Origin of the sequence: Microbacterium sp. C448 (assembly GCF_000582705.2) — a bacterium.
GTDB classification, from domain to species: Bacteria; Actinomycetota; Actinomycetes; order Actinomycetales; family Microbacteriaceae; genus Microbacterium; species Microbacterium lacus_A.
Window position 1 is genome coordinate 19,728 of record NZ_HG779609.1, and the last position, 18,148, is coordinate 37,875.

The following is an 18,148-nucleotide window of genomic DNA, read 5'->3' on the forward strand; positions in this document are numbered from 1 at the left end:
GAGCAGGGTTATTCGGAAGGCCGACATGGACCACTCTCGCGTCGCCCCCGCGCTGACAGGCCGCATCGTCGCCGCTCAGGAGTGGCGGAACGTCGCCTTCGTCCACTGGCGGGTCGATCCCGCGGTTGTCGCGCCGCTCCTGCCGCCCGGGATCGCTCCGGATGTCGAGGGTGGTTCGTCCTGGGTCGGGTTGATCGCGTTCGAGCTCGGCGACGCGCGTATCGGCCCCTTTCCGCCTCTGCATCGCCTGGGGTCGTTCACCGAGGTCAACGTTCGTCTTTATGGCGTCGACCGCGACGGCCGTCGCGGGGTGGTCTTCCGCTCGCTCGAAGCGTCGAGCCTGCCCGCGGTGCTGGCGGCACGGGCGCTGTTCTCTCTGCCGTACGTGTGGGCGCGCACGGCTCAGCGCCCACATGCAGACGGCTGGGAGTACGCGTCGCGCCGTGTCGCTGTCCCCTCCGCCTCGGGCGCGAGGTTCAGGCTCGCGGTCGACGTGGACAGCGACACCACCGTCGATGATGAGCTCTCGCGGTTTCTGACGGCTCGATGGGGGCTCTACCAAAGCCGGTTCGGTCGAACCCGGTGGCTGCCGAACACGCACGAGCCCTGGATTCTGCATCCCGCGCGCGTCACCGGGCTGTACGACGAACTGTGTGCGGCGGCGGGCCTGCCCGGAGTCAGCGATCGTCCGCCGGATTCGGTTCTGTTCAGCCCCGGCGTGACGGCGAGCTTCGCACGCGGGGGGATCGTCCGCCGCTCCTGAACCGCCCTTGAGGCATCCGATTCATCCGGAATCCACGTCACGAACAGACATCGTTCACCGTTTCGCACCCAGGTATTCGAAACATGCCAGTAACATTTCGTGGGTGATCACCGCAAACGGCGTGCGCATCGCCGAGTACGCCCGTCCGAGTCATCAACTGCTGCACCTCAGCGACACGCACCTGAGGGCGGGGGATGACCCCCTCTACGGTTCGATCGATGCCTCCGCCCGCCTGGGCCGCGCGCTCGCGCAGATCGCCGAGTCCGGAACGACGCCGGACGCGATCATCTTCACGGGCGACCTCGCCGACCACGGCGAGCCCGAGGCGTACGCGACACTCCGCGCCCTTGTCGACCCGTGGGCCGAACGCCTCGGCGCCCCGGTGATCTGGGTCATGGGTAACCACGACGACCGTGCCTCGTTTCGCGCGGGTCTGCTCCCCGACGACACAGCGGATGCCTCGGCTCCGCTCGACGCCGTCTACGACATCGATGGCCTGCGGGTCATCGCGCTGGACACCTCGGTCCCCGGGCACCACCACGGCGAGATCACGGACGCTCAGCTCGAGTGGCTCGAGGTCGAACTCGCGATCCCCGCCGCGCACGGCACGATCCTGGCGATGCACCACCCGCCCGTGCCGAGCGTTCTCGACCTGGCTGTCACGGTCGAGTTGCGCGACCAATCACGACTCGCTTCCGTCTTGCGCGGCAGCGATGTTCGCACGATCCTGGCCGGGCACCTGCACTACTCGACGGCCGCGACGTTCGCGGGTATCCCCGTTTCGGTCGCATCCGCCACCTGCTACACGCAGGATCTCGGCGTGGCGGTCGGGGGGACGCGCCCTCAGGACGCCGCGCAGGCCTACAACCTGGTGCATGTCTTCGACGAAACCGTCGTGCACTCGGTCGTCTCCGTCGGTGACACCGTCGCCCTCGGCTACGTCGATCCCGCTGAGAGCGCCCGACGGATCGCCGCGGCAGGCATCGTCATCCCAGACTCCGCGACGCGCGCCCTCCGCGCCGAGCGACTCCACGACTCGGGTCGGGTCGTTACGAACCAACCGCCGACGACGCCTCTTCCGATCGTCCGCTGACAGGCTCTCCCGATGCGGTGACTTCCCACGGCGCCCGGATCGGGAAGTAACCCTCGAGCGTGTCCCGCAAGACACGCTCCCTGAGCGCCTCGGGCACCTCGGGACGGCTGCCATCGTTCAGGCAGAACATGTCGACATCGCGCCGCGCGAGCAGCCGCTCCATCTGACGGATGCCGGGCTGCAGCGTCGTCTGGATGTAGCGAGTTCGCGGCTCGCGCGTCGTGACGGCACGCCCCGTCATGAGCGCGTAGTAGTGGTAAAGCGAATTCGTGACCGAGATGTCGGTCGCCGATCGGAACGTCGCGGCCGCCGTCCGAGCGAAGTCCTCGGGAAAGGCCTCTTCGAGTTCGTACATGACACTGCGGCGCAGCGGCGCGGCGCAGTGCTCGAGGTCTCGCGCGATGACGCGACCGAAACGCTCTTCGAGCAGGGCGCGGTTGATGCGGGCGGCGTTGTCGTGGCCACTGCGCTGATGATCGGTCGCGCCGATCCCGATGCGCACATTCGACTCGACGAAGCGTGAGATCCCCGCCGCCGTGAAGAACAGCTCGGGGCGCACGGGGCGCCCGAAGAACATGTCGTCGTTGGCGTACAGGAAGTGCTCGGCGAGACCCTCGATACGGTGCAGCTGCGCCTCGACCGCGTGCGAGTTGTGCGTGGGGAGCGAAGCCTGGTCGGCGAAGAACTCCTCGCTCCGCACGATCGTGACCTTCGGGTGCTCGGTGAGCCACCAGGGGGCCGGGCTATCGGTCGCGATGAAGATGCGCCGGATCCACGGTGCGTACTGGTTCACGGAACGCAGGGCGTAGCGGATCTCGTCGAGATGACGGAAGCGAGCCGAATGCTCGTCGCCATCGCCGACGACATAGCGACTCATCCGCCGGGCGCGCTCGCGCTGGAAGTCGCTCGAGGAGCCGTCGACCCAGGAGAAGACGATGTCGACGTCGTGGGTGAACTCGGAGGGGCCGGGGGAGAACATGCCGTCCAGCGTTCGCCACTGCTTTCCGTGCAGGTCGATCGTTGTGAAGTTCAGGTCGTCCGTGGCAATCACGCGGCGCGTAAGGGCGTTCGCGTGGGGGGCGGTGACGACGTCTCCGTCCCAACGCCAGAATTCCAAACGGATGCCGTGACTGGCGCCGAGGCGCAAGGTGCCGCTCGGGCTGACCCGCGGGCGGTAGACGGTGGCGCTCTCGTCGCGCCCGAACGGGTTGTTCGATCCCGCGCCGAAGACGCGAGCACGACCGGCGCGGCCGACGACCCACGGCTCGGATGCGGCATCCGCCCGGAGTGCTGCGATCGCTCGCTTGCGCGCCCCGGCGTCGACGGCGAGAGCCGGCCGCCCGCTGGCGCGGCGCAGCAGAATCGGTTCGATGTCGGCGGCCTCGAGGAGGGCGGCAAGCCGCAGCAGATCGTCGGTTTCGGCCTGTTGCGGCGTGACCTCCGCCACCAGGTGGGGAACACCGCCGACGAGCACCACATCGTCTCGTTCCAAGACAGGGGCCCAGCCCGCGGTGGGTGCATCGGAAGCGGCGCCGTGTGCCAGAGTGGACTCCCTCGTATGGGCCTGGCCGGCGAGCGCGCTCCGCCCCGATGTGCCACGTCGCATGGGAGGGGTCCCGCGTTCTGAAACGACACGTCGCGTCATCGATCACCTGTTTCTCTGTCATGCGACCCGCGGGCGTCCTCGCCGCGGTCGATCGCTGCCTTATCGTCGTCGGGGACGATCGTCGGATCCGGCGATGCGAGCCCCTCTCCGCAGTGTAAGTCAGCATTTGTGTCCGGCGTGTTGCGGGGTGCGCCCCTTGACAGCGACGGGATGTTCGTGAGCGACCACCCAGGGGATTCCAGGTCACGGACCGGTAACATGAAACCGTATGCCTGTCGCGTGGCATCCGACCGCGCGGCATCCGATCGGATGGAGATCCTGCCGTGGCAAACCCTCTCGAGAAACTGCTTCGCGCCGGCGAGGGTCGCATCCTCAAGCGGCTGCAGCAGGTCGTCAAGGCCGTCAACGCCCTTGAGGAGGACTACTCGCAGCTGAGCGACGATGAGCTCCGCGGCGAGACCACCGAGCTCCGCGCGCGTTACGCGGCGGGCGAAACGCTCGATCAACTGCTCCCGGAGGCGTTCGCCGCCGTCCGCGAAGCGGCCAAGCGCACGCTCGGCCAGCGTCCGTACGACGTTCAGCTGATGGGCGGCGCCGCACTTCACCTGGGGAACATCGCCGAGATGCGCACCGGTGAGGGAAAGACGCTCGTCGCAACGCTGCCCGCCTACCTGAATGCGATCGCGGGTGAGGGCGTCCACGTCGTCACGGTCAACGACTTCCTCGCGACCTACCAGTCCGAGCTCATGGGCCGTGTCTTCCGCGCGCTCGGGATGACCACCGGAGTGATCGTGTCGGGTCAGACCCCGGCACAGCGGCGTGAGCAGTACCTGTGCGACATCACTTATGGCACGAACAACGAGTTCGGCTTCGATTACCTCCGCGACAACATGGCCTGGCGTCAGGAGGACCTCGTGCAGCGTGGTCACTTCTTCGCGGTCGTCGACGAGGTCGACTCGATCCTCATCGACGAGGCCCGCACGCCGCTCATCATCTCGGGTCCGTCTTCGGGCGAGGCCAACCGCTGGTTCACCGAGTTCGCCAAGATCGCACGCACCCTCGAGGTCGACGTCGACTACGAGGTCGACGAGAAGAAGCGCACCATCGGTGTGCTCGAGCCCGGTATCGAGAAGGTCGAGGACTATCTCGGCATCGACAACCTGTACGAGTCGGCCAACACCCCGCTCATCTCGTTCCTGAACAACTCGATCAAGGCTCTCGCGCTGTTCAAGCGCGACACCGACTACGTCGTCATCAACGACGAGGTCATGATCGTCGACGAGCACACCGGACGCATCCTGGCCGGTCGTCGGTACAACGAGGGCATCCATCAGGCGATCGAGGCGAAGGAGGGTGTGCCGGTCAAGGCCGAGAACCAGACTCTCGCGACCGTCACCCTGCAGAACTACTTCCGTCTCTACGACAAGCTCGCCGGCATGACGGGTACGGCCGAGACCGAGGCGGCCGAGTTCATGTCGACCTACAAGCTCGGCGTCGTCCCGATCCCGACGAACAAGCCGATGGTCCGCAAGGACCAGTCCGATCTCGTCTACAAGAACGAGCAGGCCAAATTCGCGCAGGTCGTCGAGGACATCGCGCGACGCAACGAGACAGGTCAGCCCGTGTTGGTCGGAACCGTCAGCGTCGAGAAGAGCGAGTACCTCTCACGCCTGCTGGCCAAGAAGGGCATCAAGCACGAGGTCCTGAACGCCAAGAACCACGCGCGCGAGGCCGAGATCGTCGCCCGCGCGGGGCTCCCCGGAGCCGTCACCGTCGCCACGAACATGGCCGGTCGTGGAACGGACATCATGCTGGGCGGCAACGCCGAGTTCCTTGCGGTGCAAGAGATGAAGGCCAAGGGACTCGACCCGGTCGAAACTCCCGAAGAGTACGAGGCCGAGTGGGAGAGCGTTTACGACGCTGTCCGCGCGCGCGTCAACGACGAGGCCGAGAAGGTCGTGAACGTCGGAGGGCTTTACGTCCTCGGCACGGAGCGCCATGAATCCCGACGCATCGACAACCAGCTGCGCGGACGCTCCGGCCGTCAGGGAGACCCGGGCGAGAGCCGGTTCTACCTGTCTCTGACGGATGACCTGATGCGTCTCTTCCAGTCCGGTGCCGCCGAGGCCATCCTCAGCCGGGCGAACTTCCCGGACGACGTCGCGATCGAGTCGTCGATGGTGAGCCGTGCCATCAAGAGCGCGCAGTCGCAGGTCGAGTCCCGCAACGCCGAGACCCGCAAGAACGTCCTGAAGTACGACGATGTCCTGAACCGTCAGCGTGAGGCGATCTACGCCGACCGCCGGCACATTCTCGAGGGCGACGACATCGCCGGCCGTGTCCGGCACTTCATCGAAGATGCGATCGCCGCGGTCATCGACGAGCACACGGGCAGCGGGCACAGCGAGGGCTGGGACTTCGACGCACTGTGGACCGAGCTCAAGACCCTGTACCCCGTCGGCGTGACGATCGACGAGGTCGTCGCCGAGGCCGGCACGAAGGGGCGGATCACGCCCGAAGTCCTCAAACGCGAGATGCTCTCGGACGCCCTCATCGCGTACCAGAACCGCGAAGAGAAGCTCGGTTCCGAGGCGATGCGCGAGCTTGAGCGACGCGTCGTGCTGCAGGTGCTCGACCGCCGCTGGCGCGACCACCTCTACGAGATGGACTACCTCAAGGACGGCATCGGCCTGCGCGCGATGGCCCAGCGCGATCCGCTGATCGAGTACCAGCGCGAGGGCTTCCAGATGTTCCAGGCGATGATGGGACAGATCAAGGAAGAGACCGTCGGGTACCTGTACAACCTCGAGGTCGAGGTCCGCAGCGCGGGCGAGGGCGCCGAGGCTCACCCCGAGGTCGCGGCCAAGGGTCTGGACGCACCGCCCGAGCAGAAGCTCGAGTACTCCGCACCGAACGACGCCGGTGAGGTCGAGGTTCGCAACGAGCGCGGCCAGGTTCAGCAGGCCGCGACGGCGAAGCTGCAGCGCGAGACGGCGCAGCGGGTCGCGCAGGGTGCGCGTCCGGAACCGGAGGCGGCACCCGCCGCCCGTGGGGCGTTCGGACAGCGGACGGATGCCCCGGCCGCGGCACCCACGCAGGCTCCGGTCAACCGCGCCGACCGCCGCGCGGCCTCGAAGCGCAAGTAGCCCCACCCGCGAGGGGGCCCGTTTCGCGCCCGAGGGTGCCCGCTTCGCTCGCGAGGGTGCACGTTGTCGTCGAGAACGGGCACCCTCGCGCCGGGAACGGGCATTCTCGCGCCGAGCGACCAGGCCACGGGGTGTCCGGTGGCACGCTCGGCACGGGGATATCCTGAGCCGATGAGCACCCTCCGCCCCCTTGATCAGTCCTCGAAGCTGAAGAACGTCCTCTACGAGATCCGCGGCAACGCCCTCGTCGAGGCCGCCCGGCTCGAGGCCGAGGGACAGACGGTCCTCAAGCTCAACACGGGGAATCCTGCGACGTTCGGTTTCGAAGCTCCGTACCAGATCGTCCGCGACATGATCGCGGCCATGCCGACCGCGCACGGGTACAGCGAGAGCCGAGGCATCCTGTCGGCTCGCCAGGCGGTCGTGTACCGCTATGAAGAAGAGCCCGGCTTTCCCCGTATCGACCCCGATGACGTATTCCTCGGCAACGGGGTCTCCGAACTCATCACCATGACGATGCAGGCGCTCCTCGACGAGGGTGACGAAGTGCTGATCCCGGCGCCCGACTACCCGCTCTGGACGGCGATGACGAGCCTGTCGGGGGGCACGCCCGTTCACTATCTCTGCGATGAGAACGCCGAATGGCAGCCGGACCTCGAAGACATCCGCTCGAAGATCACGCCGCAGACGAAGGCGATCGTCGTGATCAACCCGAACAACCCCACGGGCGCTGTGTACACCCGCGAGATTCTGGAGGGCATCGCCGAGATCGCCCGCGAGCATTCGCTGCTGCTGTTGGCGGATGAGATCTACGACCGCATCCTTTTTGATGACGCGAAGCACATCCCGATGGCATCGATCGCGCCCGACCTGCTCTGCCTGACCTTCAACGGTCTGTCCAAGACGTACCGGGTCGCGGGCTACCGCTCGGGTTGGATGGTCATCACCGGGCCGAAGGCGCACGCCGCCGGCTTCCTCGAGGGGATCAACCTGCTCGCCTCGACCCGTCTGTGCCCGAACGTGCCCGCGCAGCATGCGGTGCAGGCGGCGTTGTCGGGCGTGCAGTCGATCGACGCGCTCATCGCTCCGTCGGGCAGGCTGCACGAACAGCGGGATGTCGCGTGGGAGGGGCTCGAGTCCATCCCCGGCGTGTCGTGTGTGCGCCCCCGGGGTGCGCTGTATGCCTTTCCGCGACTCGACCCCGAGGTCCACGAGATCCGTGACGATGCGAAGTTCGTCTACGACTTCCTGGTGGCCGAGCGTGTTCTGCTCGTGCAGGGCACGGGCTTCAACTGGCCGACGCCCGACCACCTGCGGGTCGTCACCCTGCCCGAATCTCGGGTCCTCGCGGATGCGATCGAGCGTCTCGGTAACTTCCTATCCTCGTACCGGCAGTAACTAGCACGCAGAACGGATTCGTCAAGGCCCTGTGCGCCGGACGAAGCCCGTCCTAGCGTGCCGGGCATGGCTATCGATTTGAACCAACCGGCGCTTCGGCAGGCGCGTTCGCTCGTGCGCGAGGGCAAGGTCGTGCGGGACGAACGCGACGACTGGTCGGAGGCGGCGCCGAACGCCGAAGACGAGAACGCGTTCATCGAGAGTGCGGGGTGGACCGCGTTCTCCCACTGGCACCTCGGCATCGACAGGAGCGCGAACCCCGAAACCAAGCAGGCGTACAGCTTCCCCTACGGAGACTTCCGCCGTGTGCATCGCTCGGGCGTCATCTCGGGCGAATCCCGCGCCGGTCAGTACGACCACACCGAGATCGAGAACGAGCTGAAGAAACTCCTCGACCTGATCGACGCGACGGAGGGCTAGCGAGTCGGATGTCGCCCGCTCACACCCGAGCGGGCTCCAACTCCGCCGGCTCTTCTTGGAGCGCAGGCTTCTTGACAAAGAAGACGAACACGACGATCGCCACCGAGGCGACCGCCGCGACCACGAGTGCACCGTGTGTGCCATCCGCAACAGACTCGGGAGTAGCGGTCGTGCCGCGTCCCATGGCATAGATCACCATGAACACCGATGTGCCGAGCGCGCCGGCGATCTGCTGCGCCGTGCCGATCCCGGCGCTCGCGTAGGTGTAGTACTTCGGACGCACACCGGCCATCGCGACCGTGAACAATGGGGAGAACAACAGCGCCAAACCGGAACACAGCACGAGGTACAGAACGGCCACGGTCCCCAGAGACGCATTCGGCGTGAAGAGTATCGCCATGAGGGTCAGCGCGAACGTCGTGATGAACGCACCCGGGATGATCAGGGGGCGGGGACCGATCTTGTCGTACAGGCCGCCGACGAATGGGCCCGCGATGCCCATGAGCAGACCGCCGGGCATGACGATCATTCCGGACTGCAACGGGTCTGCGCCGAGCCCTTCCTGGATGTAGAAGGGGAGCAGGGTGAGGGACCCGAAGAGAATCGCGTTCATCACGACCATCGTGACGAGTGCCCAGGTGAAGGTGCTCGACGTGAAGATGCGCAGATCGATCAGGGCGGAGTCGGTGCGCTGAAGGCGCAGTTGCCGAAGAACAAATACGACGAGAGCGACGAGACCGATCGCGAGCGGAACCCACGGCGGGAGTCCACCGGCATCGCTCACCCGGTCGCCGAAGCTCGCGAGGCCGTAGATGATGCCTCCGAAAGCGAAGATCGACAGGATCACCGAGACGATGTCGACCGGTACTTTCGCGGTCGGGGTGATGTTGACCATGTAACGCATACCCAGCACGAGCGAGACGATCCCGAGCGGAAGGATGGTGAGGAACAGGGCCGACCAGGGCAGGAAGGTGACGATCACGCCACCGACCAGCGGACCCAGGACCGGGGCGACGGAGATGACGACGCCGATCAAGCCCATCATCACTCCGCGCCGCGATGCAGGAACGACCGTCATGATCGTTGTCATGAGGAGGGGCGTCATGACGCCCGTACCCGCTGCCTGAAGGATGCGTGCAATCAGCAGTACGCCGAACTGGATGCTCTACGGCAGCAGAGTCGCTATCGCACCGACCGCGGTACCCGCGACGAACAGCGAGATGGCACCCAGAAACACCTGTCGCGTGGTGAAGCGCTTCATGAGGAACCCGGTCAGCGGGATCACGACCGCCATCGTGAGCATGTACGCCGTGACCAGGAACTGGCCGGTCACGGGGTCAACCCCGAGGTCCTTCATGATCGTCGGCAGGGCGACGCCGACGATCGTCTCATTGAGCATGACGACGAAGGCGCTGACGAGCAGCAGCGCGAGGACGATGCGATTCGCGGGAGAGATCTTCTCGGGTGTGGGGGAAACGTTCGGGGTAACGGTCACGGTGTCATCATGGCAGTACCGCGTGCGCTCATGGTCCAGGCTGACCTGGGATTTTTCGTGCCGTCGGCTACAGCAGTGCCAGCGATGTCGCGCGCCAGCGCCCGTCGGTTCCCTCGAGCCGCAGCGCGATGGCCCGCGTGCGGTGAGGTCCCGCGAGGATGACGACGGACTCGACGACGCCATCCGCGGGGGACATGTGTCGAACGCTCAGGATGTCGAAGACCGGCCGAATCGCCCGCACACCGCGCGCGTTGCGCGCACGGGCCGCCAGATTGCTGCGGGTGAGGAGTCGACGGTAGGCATCCTCGGCGAACCACCGCGCGAGCTGGTCGACTTCTCGCACGCCGGCGAAAACTTCCATGACGCCGCGAGCGAGGTTGGTGATCAGCGGTTCGGGATCGGGCAGAGCGGAGGAGGGTGTGCGCTGCGGTGAGAAGAATTCGTCCGCATCCACCGACCGCACACGACGTGAAGCCACGCCTTGTCGGGCCACGCCTTGTCGGGCCATGCCTTGTTGGGCATTGCCGGCTGGTGTGCTCATGGAGACCCCCATCTCTCGCTGACCGGGCTGAGATTGCAGTAGACCACAGCAAAGCCCAGCCCAAGCTGGGGATTTGCCCTCTGTGGATAACTCGTGATCAATCCGAAACTTTTCACCTAGGGTCCTGTTGTGCGCTGGGAGCGGCTATTCGAAGACCTCGAGGGGCAGCTCGCCGCGGAGTGGGAAAGCGAGCGCGCCGCACTCGACAGCGAGAGCGAACGTCTGCGCCTTTCGCGTGTCCGTCTGCATGACCGTTTGGTCGCATTCGCCGGTGCCGCCGTCAGCGAGACGGTCTCCGTTGCGCTCGCCGACAGCTCCGTTCTGCGCGGCTCGGTCGAGGCGGTCGGTACGGACTTCGCGGCACTCCGCCTCGAAACGCCCACCGGTGGGCTCGCGCTGGTGCGCACGGCCGCCGTCGCATCGCTCACGACGTCGGAGGTCGCGCTCATGCGCGCCGCCCGTCCGGACGCGCAGCGGGTGAATGCCGGGCTTGCGGACAGGCTGACGCTGGGGTTCGTCTTGCGCGACCTCGCGCGACGCCGTGTGCCGGTGCGGGCGCACGGACTGTGGGGCGGAGCGGAGTCCGGGACGATCGACCGCGTGGGTCTTGATCATCTCGATCTCGCCGTGCACGACGCGGGCGCCGCACGTCGGACGGGAGAGGTGCATGCGTTCCGGCTCGTACCGTTCGACGCCATCGCGTGGCTCTCGCTCGAGCGGGGCGAGTCGCCGGCGCTCTTGTGAGCAGCCCGGGAACGGTCTACTCGGGCCGGGTCGCGTTCCCCGAACCCCATACTTCGGGGAAGCTTGCCGCCTGCGACTGCTGCCACAGATGCATCTGGCGGGCCTCTTCGACCTGATCGTCGATGTAGCCGCGCAGGCTCTGCTCATCGATACGCCACTTGGCGGGGGAGCCCAGTCGGGCTCCGCGTAGGCGACCCTCGTGCACGAGATCCATGACCTCGTCGACCGAGATGCTCAACAGCTCAGCCACCTGCGACGGAGCCAGGTAGCGAGGGCTGGGGGAGCTCTCGGACATGACCCCATTATGGACCCCCCGACGCGGCGTCGGGCGCGGCATCCTGTGGATAACCACGGGGGCGTTGGAGAGGGATCGGCGACGATGGTGCGGAGCGCCGATCGGCGTCCAGACATCGACGCACAGCCACAGGCCGCGGCGACTCGCCGCCACACGCAGCAACACCATGGGGGATCGATATGACCGCTCTCGAGGGCCCACCGCGGCGCCCGCGCGCATTCTGGAACGACGTGCGATTCTTCGTCGGCCTGGGGCTCATCGTCGCCTCGGTCGCCGGTGTGTGGGCCACGGTCACGGTCGCGCGGCAGACGGTTCCCGTATTCGCGGCGGCGCGCACGATCGTGCCCGGAGACGAAGTGACGGCCGCCGATCTGCGGGTCGTCGAGGCGTCGCTCGGGGCTGCCGAGGGTGTTTACCTCAGCCCGGATGCCCTGGTCCCCGGTTCCCTCGCAACACGTACCGTCACCGAAGGTGAGCTCGTGCCCGTCAGCGCGCTCGAAGACGGGGTGCGCGCGCGGGTGACGACGGTCGTGGTCCAAACGACGACGGCAGTGCCGTCGGACGTTGTCGCCGGGAGCATCGTTGAACTGTGGGCGTCGCCGGTTCTGGAACAGGGCGTGTTCGGCACCCCCGCCATCCTCGTCGCCGACGCGACGGTCGCCGCGGTCGAAGAGGCCGACAGCCTGCTGGGGGCCCGTGGCTCGTCGCTCGAACTCGTCGTACCGCGATCGGATGTCGCGGCTGTGCTGCAGGCTGTCGCGGCTTCGGCCGCGCTGTCGATCGTCCCGGCGGCGGGCGGCGCATGAGTCCGCGGGTGGTGCTGGCCGTCGCGGGTCACCGTGGTGAGCGACTCGCGGTGGAACTCGAGCGAACGGGTGTTCGCATCGAAACGGTGATCGATCCGGTCGTGCTTGAGGACCCACATCTCGTGAGCGCTCTCGAGGTACTCGAGGGAGTCGACGTACTCGTTCTGGCGGCTGACCGCCGCACTCTCGGCTCCCATCTGGTGTCGGTATGCGATCGGCGAGGGATCCGAATCGTGACGCTCGCGGGCGACGCCGACGGCGAGCGGGTCGCCGCGGCGTTCGGCTTAGCCGCCTCCCTCGTGGCGCCACGGGCAGAAGAGATCGCGGCCGCCGTTCGGGGCGTGGTTCGAGAGGATGACCTCATCCCGAGTGCCGCGGCGGGACGTGTCGTTGTGGTCTGGGGCCCCGAGGGGGCGCCGGGCCGCTCGACCGTCGCCAGTATGCTCGCGTTCGAGCTGGCCCGCGGGGGAGCGGGGACAGCACTCATCGACGCAGACTCGCACGCTCCGTCGCTCGCGCTGGCACTGGGCCTCGCCGACGAGGGCCCAGGCTTTCCCTCGGCCTGTCGCCAGGCGGGCCTCGGCACGCTCGATGAGCGGGAGCTCGCCCGCATCAGCGCACCGGTTCGGGTGGCGGGCGCCGGCGTCGATGTGCTGTGCGGAATCAACCGCCGGGGCCGATGGCCGGAACTCGCGGCAGATCGCGTCACGATCGCGCTGGAGGCCGCACGGCGCTGGGCGCCATACACGGTCGTCGATGTGGCGGCGCCAGTCGAACAGGACGAAGAGCTCATGCACGATCTCGAGGGTCCGCGCCGCAATGCCGCGACGATCGCTGCGCTGCGCTCCGGGGACGTCATCGTGGCGGTCTGCACGGCCGACCCCGTCGGTGTCGCCCGCTTCGTGCGGGGATACGCCGAGCTACGCGCGATCGCGGGATCAACACCGGTGCTCGTCCTCGCAAATCGGCTGCGGCCGGGCGGTCTCGGTCTCGACGCCCGTGGCCAGATCCGGCGGACGCTCGATCGGTTCGCGGGCATCCGCGACGTGGCGTTCTTGCCGGAGGATCAGCGCGCGGCGGACGCCGCCGTGCTGCAGGCTCAGCCCATCGTGGCCGTCGCGCCCCGATCTGCTCTGGTGGGCGCGATGCGCCGGTTCACGGGCGACGTGTTGATGCCGGTTCTGAGGCACGATGACCGCCACAGTGCGGCGCACGATGCGACGATCGGCGGCGGGAACGAAGGGCATGCGGCGCGACGGCCATCGGTGTTCTCCCGCGTCTCTCACGGCCGGGGCAAGGGGTGGGATAAGCGGCTCACGGCATAGGCTGGATCGGTGCCGACCCTCAGTGAACTCGTCTCCGCCCAGGGCCGTTCGAGCGCCGATGACATCGAATGGCTGCATCGCCTCGCGGGTGACGGGCAGCTGCTCGCGGACCTCGCCTTCGCCGACATCGTGTTCTGGGTGCCGACCAGCGATGACTCGTTCATTGCCGTTGCTCACACCCGTCCATCAGGAGCGGCCACGCTTTTCTACCGCGATATCGTCGGTGACCAGGTGCGTCCGCAGTGGCGAACCCAGGTGCAGGATGCGGCGCACGGTGTCCGCATCATCGACTCGGCCTCGCCCGACTGGTTCGAAGAGACGCCGACCCGGGTGCGGGCGGTGCCGATCGTTCGTGGCCCGCTACGCGAGGGCCACCCGGCGGTGGTCCTGGGGGTTCTGACACGACACACGAACCTCGGCGAGGCCCGCACGCCCAGCCGACAGCAGATCACCTTCAACGACTGCGCCGACGATCTGTTCGGCATGATCGCGCGCGGAGACTTCCCCGACCTGTCGGCCCCGACCGGGCCGCGGCGGGGTGCGCCCCGCGCATCCGACGGACTCATCCGTCTGGATGTCGACGGCACCACAACTTTTGCCAGCCCGAATGCCCTCTCCGCGTGGGGGCGTCTCGGATTCGACGACGAGCTCGAAGGTGAGTCGCTCAGCGAGGTGACGACCCGCATCCTTCCCGCGAAGGAGACGATCGACGAATCACTGCCGCTCGTCGTGACGGGTCGTGCGCCCTGGCGGGCCGACATCGAGGCGCGCGGAGTGACGGTGTCGCTTCGCGCGATCCCGCTCCGCGAGAACGGTGAGCGCTCGGGCGCCATCGTCCTCTGCCGCGATGTCACGGAGCTGCGCCACCAGGAGCAGGAACTCATTACCAAGGACGCGACGATCCGCGAGATCCATCACCGGGTGAAGAACAACCTGCAGACCGTGGCATCCCTCTTGCGCATCCAGTCCCGCCGCACCCACTCCGAAGAAGCGCGCGAGGCTCTCGTCCAGGCGATGCGTCGTGTGTCGGCGATCGCTGTCGTGCATGACACGCTTTCGGAGGGTTTGACGCAGACCGTCGACTTCGACGAGGTGTTCGACCGCGTGCTCAAGCTGGTCGCCGAGGTGGCCGCGGGCGCGGGTACGCGCGCTCAGACACGCTCGACGGGGACGTTCGGCAAGCTGCCGAGCGCGTACGCCACGCCCCTCGCGCTCGCGCTCACCGAGCTCGTCACGAACGCCGTCGAGCACGGCCTTGCCGGTCGCGAAGGCAAGGTCGAGATCGAGGCGAAGCGGTCGTCGTCGCGACTCAAGGTGAGCGTTCGAGACACCGGCGTCGGCCTGGCCGAGGGTCAGGTCGGGCGCGGGCTCGGCACGCAGATCGTTCGCACGCTGATCCAGGGTGAGCTGGGAGGCACGATCGACTGGCACACGATCATGGGCAGCGGAACGGAAGTCACGATCGACATTCCGCTGCGGTGGATCGACAGGCCGAGGGGCTGAGCCGGGTTACGAGGCGCGGCGGGCGCGCGCGGCGCGACGCTTGAGTGCGCGTCGCTCGTCTTCGGACAGGCCGCCCCAGACGCCGGAGTCCTGACCCGACTCGAGGGCGTACTGCAGACAGATTTCCGTCACGGTGCAGCGGGCGCAAACGGCCTTCGCCTTCTCGATCTGGTCGACCGCCGGCCCGGTGTTGCCAACCGGGAAAAACAGTTCGGGATCGACCGTGAGGCATGCGGCCTTGTCGCGCCAGTCCATGCAGATGCTCCTTGTTGCGTGGTGGGTTGTGAGCGAGTGCTCAGAGATCGGTTTCGGGTCCGTTACCCTGGTAGGTGCGAGCAGAATGCTCGCCCCACGGCGCTGTGGGAGCACATGGCTTTCACCATCGTCCCACACGGCTTCGGTCCGATCAAGGGTCGAGTGCGTGAATTCTGTGCAGGATGCTGAGCATCGGCCCAGTGGCTTGGTGGTTCTTCACAATAGATCGGGCGCACAGGGAGCGGTGAGGTAGGGAAATGCAACCAGAAGCCACCGCGCCGCAGCCGATCGAAGCGAATGCCACAACGTGGGCCGCCGCGATCCTCGTCGGGCTCGAGGGAATCGCCGTAGCCGCGCTCGCGGGATGGATGATGCCGTCATTGATCGCGGGAGACACGACGGATCTGGGCACCGCCTGGGCGTTGATCCTGATGACCGTCATCGCCGCGGTTGCCCTCTTCGCCTTCGCGATCGCGATCCTGCGCGATCGCGGATGGGGCCGCTCGGGCGCTATCGTCGCGCAGCTGCTGATCCTCGCGGTGGCGCTCGGCGCCGCCACCGGTGCCTACGCTCACCCGCTCGTGGCGCTCGCGCTTGCCGTTCCCGCGGTGATCACGCTGATCCTGGTGATCGCGGCCGCACGCGCGGCGGGTCGACGGGACGCGCAGCCCGCCGACTCGTAAATCACCCGACGTAAAGCCCCCGCGTGCCGCTCAGGCGTCGATGCCGACGAGCTTGCGGATGCGGGCGACGTGCCCCGTCGCCTTGACGTTGTAGAGGGCCTGGTCGACCCGTCCGTCCTCGTCCAGGATGAAGGTCGAGCGGATGACGCCCTCGATCGTCTTTCCGTAGTTCTGCTTCTCGCCCCAGGCGCCGTAGGCGTCGTGGACCGAGTGATCGGGGTCGCTCAGCAGGTCGTAGGTCAGCCCGTCGCGCTCGCGGAACTCACGGAGCGTCGCGGGTTCGTCGCGCGAGATTCCGAGGACGACATAACCCGCGGCGTGCAGCGGGGCGAGGCTGTCGCGGAAGTCGCACGCCTCGGTCGTGCAGCCGGGGGTCATCGCGCGCGGATAGAAGAACAGCACGACGCGCTTGCCGCGCAGCGAGGCAAGCGAAACGGGGGTGCCGTCCTGGTCGGGCAGGGTGAAGTCGGGGGCGGGCGTACCGGGCTCGAGGCGTGCAGTGCTCATTCGTCCAGCGTAGGGTGCCGCTCGCGTCCCGCCACTTTTCCGAAGGTCAACAGCAGGCGCTGCAGGGAATCGAACCGTGCGGCGCCGTGGGGCCCCAGACGTCCTTCGGCAACAGCATCGGCGATCGCGCAGTCCGGCGCATCCGGCAGGTGCGTGCACCCGCGGGGGCAGTCCTTCGCGATCTCGTCGAGGTCGGTGAACGAGCGCAGGATGTTGGCCGGGTCGACGTGGCCGAGGCCGAAGGAACGGACGCCCGGCGTGTCGATGACCCATCCGCGTCCGGCATCCCCGACGTAGCGCAGCGAGACCGTCGACGATGAGGTGTGGCGCCCGCGCCCCGTGACCTCGTTCACGTGCCCCGTCGCGCGCTTCGCACTCGGCACGAGGGCGTTGATGAGGGTGGATTTGCCGACCCCCGAATGACCGACGAAGACGGTCGAGTGTCCGACGAGCGCCGCGCCGATGCGCTCGATCGGCACCTCGCCCTGTGCGCTGGTGAAGACCTCGACGTCGAGACCCTCGAAGTGGCAGAGGAATTCGGCGGGATCGGCGAGATCGGTCTTCGTGACGACCAGCATCGGGCGGACGCCCGCGTCGAACGCCGCCACCAGGTAGCGATCGACGAGGCGGGTACGGGGTTCGGGATCCGCGGCCGCGACGACGATCAGCATCTGATCGGCATTCGCGACGATGATGCGCTCGACCTGGTCGGTGTCATCCGCCGACCGCCGCAGCAGGGTCGTCCGCTCCTCGATGCCGACGATGCGGCCGAGTGTCCCCTCGTCACCGGAGGTGTCGCCGACGACCCGAGCCCGGTCGCCCGTGACGATCGGCTGCTTGCGCAGCTCCCGTGCCCGAACGGCGGAAACCTCGTGCTCGTCCGGGGCGTCTTCGCGCATCAGAACCGAGTATCGGCCGCGGTCCACGCCGATCACGCGACCGATCTCCGCGTCGGTATGAGCGGGGCGTCGCTTGCTGCGCGGTCGATTCGCTTTGGGATTCGGACGCATCCGGATGTCGGATTCGTCGAGCTCGTCCGTTTCGTCCGTCTCGGCGTCGTCGTAATCCCACCAGTTCGGATCCGAGCCGCTCATCGTTTACGCATCGTCTACTCGGGCGCGCTGGGCGTGGCGGACGAGCCCGCGAGCATGCTGTTCCACAGCTGTTCGAACTGCGGCAAAGTCTTGGCGGTCACGCTGAGGTCGTCGATCTTGATGCCCGGAACGCTCAGACCGAGCAGGGCGCCGGTCGTCGCCATCCGGTGGTCATGGTGCGACTTCCACAGGCCGCCGTGGAGCGGACGCGGCACGACGCGGATGCCGTCGGGCAACTCACTCGCCTCACCGCCGAGCTCATTCAGTCCATCGACGAGAGCGCGTATCCGGTCGGTTTCGTGCAGACGGATGTGTCCGATGCCCGTGATGTTCGACGGGCCGTCGGCGAGAGCCGCGAGTCCCACAATCGTGGGGGCGAGCTCTCCGGCCGCGGACAGATCGACGTCGAAACCACGGAGCGGTGCTGTGCGGGTCACGGTGAAAGCACCGCCGCGGCGGGCGACGCGCGGCCCC

16 protein-coding genes and 2 pseudogenes are annotated in these 18,148 nt (G+C 67.4%); 10 read left to right on the forward strand and 8 right to left on the reverse strand.

Translation table 11 applies throughout. The features are described from left to right. The first annotated feature begins 25 nt into the window (after positions 1–25). Together MIC448_RS02470 and MIC448_RS02475 are read left to right on the forward strand one after the other, a co-directional pair. A complete protein-coding gene (locus MIC448_RS02470) occupies positions 26–763 on the forward strand; it encodes a YqjF family protein (protein ID WP_036295571.1) in 738 nt (245 codons plus the stop codon). Between the two features lie 103 nt (positions 764–866). Next, the gene (locus tag MIC448_RS02475; RefSeq protein WP_279380975.1) at positions 867–1,856 is read left to right on the forward strand and encodes a phosphodiesterase; all 990 of its coding nucleotides are present in this window, start codon (positions 867–869) and stop codon (positions 1,854–1,856) included. Here the strand turns inward: MIC448_RS02475 and MIC448_RS02480 are convergent. After that, entirely contained in the window at positions 1,813–3,348 is a 1,536-nt protein-coding gene (locus tag MIC448_RS02480; protein WP_232711638.1) for a stealth family protein, read from the reverse strand. The two genes, MIC448_RS02475 and MIC448_RS02480, sit on opposite strands and share 44 nt — an antisense overlap. A gap of 437 nt (positions 3,349–3,785) precedes the next feature. Between MIC448_RS02480 and secA the strand changes: the two genes are divergently transcribed. From secA to MIC448_RS02495, 3 genes are all read left to right on the forward strand, one after another. Next, the gene (secA, locus tag MIC448_RS02485; RefSeq protein WP_036295574.1) at positions 3,786–6,608 is read left to right on the forward strand and encodes a preprotein translocase subunit SecA; all 2,823 of its coding nucleotides are present in this window, start codon (positions 3,786–3,788) and stop codon (positions 6,606–6,608) included. A 171-nt stretch (positions 6,609–6,779) separates the two neighbouring features. Further along, positions 6,780–8,006 carry a pyridoxal phosphate-dependent aminotransferase gene (locus MIC448_RS02490; RefSeq protein WP_036295575.1) on the forward strand — a complete coding sequence of 409 codons (1,227 nt, stop codon included), beginning with the start codon at positions 6,780–6,782 and terminating at the stop codon, positions 8,004–8,006. 66 nt (positions 8,007–8,072) lie between these two features. Beyond that, entirely contained in the window at positions 8,073–8,426 is a 354-nt protein-coding gene (locus MIC448_RS02495; RefSeq protein WP_036295578.1) for a hypothetical protein, read from the forward strand. Positions 8,427–8,445: 19 nt separating this feature from the next. On the opposite strand, the pseudogene MIC448_RS02500 reads toward MIC448_RS02495, so the two are convergent. Together MIC448_RS02500 and MIC448_RS02510 are read right to left on the reverse strand one after the other, a co-directional pair. After that, positions 8,446–10,104 (reverse strand): annotated as a pseudogene (locus tag MIC448_RS02500) (MDR family MFS transporter). Then, the gene (locus MIC448_RS02510) at positions 9,989–10,399 is read right to left on the reverse strand and encodes an Rv3235 family protein (RefSeq protein ID WP_036295581.1); all 411 of its coding nucleotides are present in this window, start codon (positions 10,397–10,399) and stop codon (positions 9,989–9,991) included. The pseudogene MIC448_RS02500 and the gene MIC448_RS02510 overlap by 116 nt, the downstream one beginning before the upstream one ends. A gap of 192 nt (positions 10,400–10,591) precedes the next feature. Between MIC448_RS02510 and MIC448_RS02515 the strand changes: the two genes are divergently transcribed. Next, positions 10,592–11,206: a hypothetical protein gene (locus MIC448_RS02515; protein WP_036295584.1), complete on the forward strand. Its 615-nt coding sequence runs from the start codon at positions 10,592–10,594 to the stop codon at positions 11,204–11,206. A 16-nt stretch (positions 11,207–11,222) separates the two neighbouring features. Here MIC448_RS02515 and MIC448_RS02520 read toward each other — a convergent pair whose 3' ends face one another. Next, entirely contained in the window at positions 11,223–11,501 is a 279-nt protein-coding gene (locus MIC448_RS02520; protein WP_036295586.1) for a helix-turn-helix domain-containing protein, read from the reverse strand. A 179-nt stretch (positions 11,502–11,680) separates the two neighbouring features. Between MIC448_RS02520 and MIC448_RS02525 the strand changes: the two genes are divergently transcribed. From MIC448_RS02525 to MIC448_RS02535, 3 genes are read left to right on the forward strand one after another with little or no spacing between them, the layout of a single operon-like run. Continuing rightward, positions 11,681–12,307, forward strand: coding sequence for an SAF domain-containing protein (locus MIC448_RS02525; RefSeq protein WP_036295589.1), 627 nt, complete (start codon positions 11,681–11,683; stop codon positions 12,305–12,307). After that, entirely contained in the window at positions 12,304–13,632 is a 1,329-nt protein-coding gene (locus MIC448_RS02530; protein ID WP_144237967.1) for a hypothetical protein, read from the forward strand. The genes MIC448_RS02525 and MIC448_RS02530 overlap by 4 nt, the downstream gene beginning before the upstream one ends. 9 nt (positions 13,633–13,641) lie before the next feature. Continuing rightward, positions 13,642–15,135, forward strand: a complete 1,494-nt coding sequence (locus MIC448_RS02535; protein ID WP_036295592.1) for a sensor histidine kinase — start codon at positions 13,642–13,644, stop codon at positions 15,133–15,135. Positions 15,136–15,141: 6 nt separating this feature from the next. Here MIC448_RS02535 and MIC448_RS02540 read toward each other — a convergent pair whose 3' ends face one another. Continuing rightward, the gene (locus tag MIC448_RS02540; protein ID WP_036295594.1) at positions 15,142–15,390 is read right to left on the reverse strand and encodes a WhiB family transcriptional regulator; all 249 of its coding nucleotides are present in this window, start codon (positions 15,388–15,390) and stop codon (positions 15,142–15,144) included. A 257-nt stretch (positions 15,391–15,647) separates the two neighbouring features. Here MIC448_RS02540 and MIC448_RS02545 point away from each other — a divergent pair, with 257 nt between their 5' ends. Continuing rightward, on the forward strand, positions 15,648–16,073 hold the full coding sequence (locus MIC448_RS02545) for a hypothetical protein (protein WP_051513003.1): 426 nt from the start codon (positions 15,648–15,650) through the stop codon (positions 16,071–16,073). A 30-nt stretch (positions 16,074–16,103) separates the two neighbouring features. Here the strand turns inward: MIC448_RS02545 and bcp are convergent, their stop codons facing one another. The 3 genes and pseudogenes from bcp to MIC448_RS02560 all read right to left on the reverse strand — a co-directional run. Beyond that, positions 16,104–16,580: a thioredoxin-dependent thiol peroxidase gene (gene bcp / locus MIC448_RS02550; RefSeq protein ID WP_036295597.1), complete on the reverse strand. Its 477-nt coding sequence runs from the start codon at positions 16,578–16,580 to the stop codon at positions 16,104–16,106. Then, positions 16,577–17,674, reverse strand: coding sequence for a ribosome small subunit-dependent GTPase A (gene rsgA, locus MIC448_RS02555; protein ID WP_036295600.1), 1,098 nt, complete (start codon positions 17,672–17,674; stop codon positions 16,577–16,579). Before rsgA ends, bcp begins: the two co-directional genes overlap by 4 nt. 14 nt (positions 17,675–17,688) lie before the next feature. Next, positions 17,689–18,148 (reverse strand): annotated as a pseudogene (locus MIC448_RS02560) (3-phosphoshikimate 1-carboxyvinyltransferase); the annotation flags it as partial.

Bases quoted from the DNA above. Each gene is read 5' to 3' on its own strand.
- MIC448_RS02530 (WP_144237967.1), top strand. From the start codon at position 12,304: ATGAGTCCGCGGGTGGTGCTGGCCGTCGCGGGTCACCGTGGTGAGCGA.
- MIC448_RS02545 (WP_051513003.1), top strand. From the start codon at position 15,648: ATGCAACCAGAAGCCACCGCGCCGCAGCCGATCGAAGCGAATGCCACA.
- MIC448_RS02540 (WP_036295594.1), bottom strand. From the start codon at position 15,390: ATGGACTGGCGCGACAAGGCCGCATGCCTCACGGTCGATCCCGAACTG.
- MIC448_RS02520 (WP_036295586.1), bottom strand. From the start codon at position 11,501: ATGTCCGAGAGCTCCCCCAGCCCTCGCTACCTGGCTCCGTCGCAGGTG.
- rsgA (WP_036295600.1), bottom strand. From the start codon at position 17,674: ATGAGCGGCTCGGATCCGAACTGGTGGGATTACGACGACGCCGAGACG.
- bcp (WP_036295597.1), bottom strand. From the start codon at position 16,580: ATGAGCACTGCACGCCTCGAGCCCGGTACGCCCGCCCCCGACTTCACC.
- MIC448_RS02490 (WP_036295575.1), top strand. From the start codon at position 6,780: ATGAGCACCCTCCGCCCCCTTGATCAGTCCTCGAAGCTGAAGAACGTC.
- MIC448_RS02470 (WP_036295571.1), top strand. From the start codon at position 26: ATGGACCACTCTCGCGTCGCCCCCGCGCTGACAGGCCGCATCGTCGCC.
- MIC448_RS02495 (WP_036295578.1), top strand. From the start codon at position 8,073: ATGGCTATCGATTTGAACCAACCGGCGCTTCGGCAGGCGCGTTCGCTC.
- MIC448_RS02525 (WP_036295589.1), top strand. From the start codon at position 11,681: ATGACCGCTCTCGAGGGCCCACCGCGGCGCCCGCGCGCATTCTGGAAC.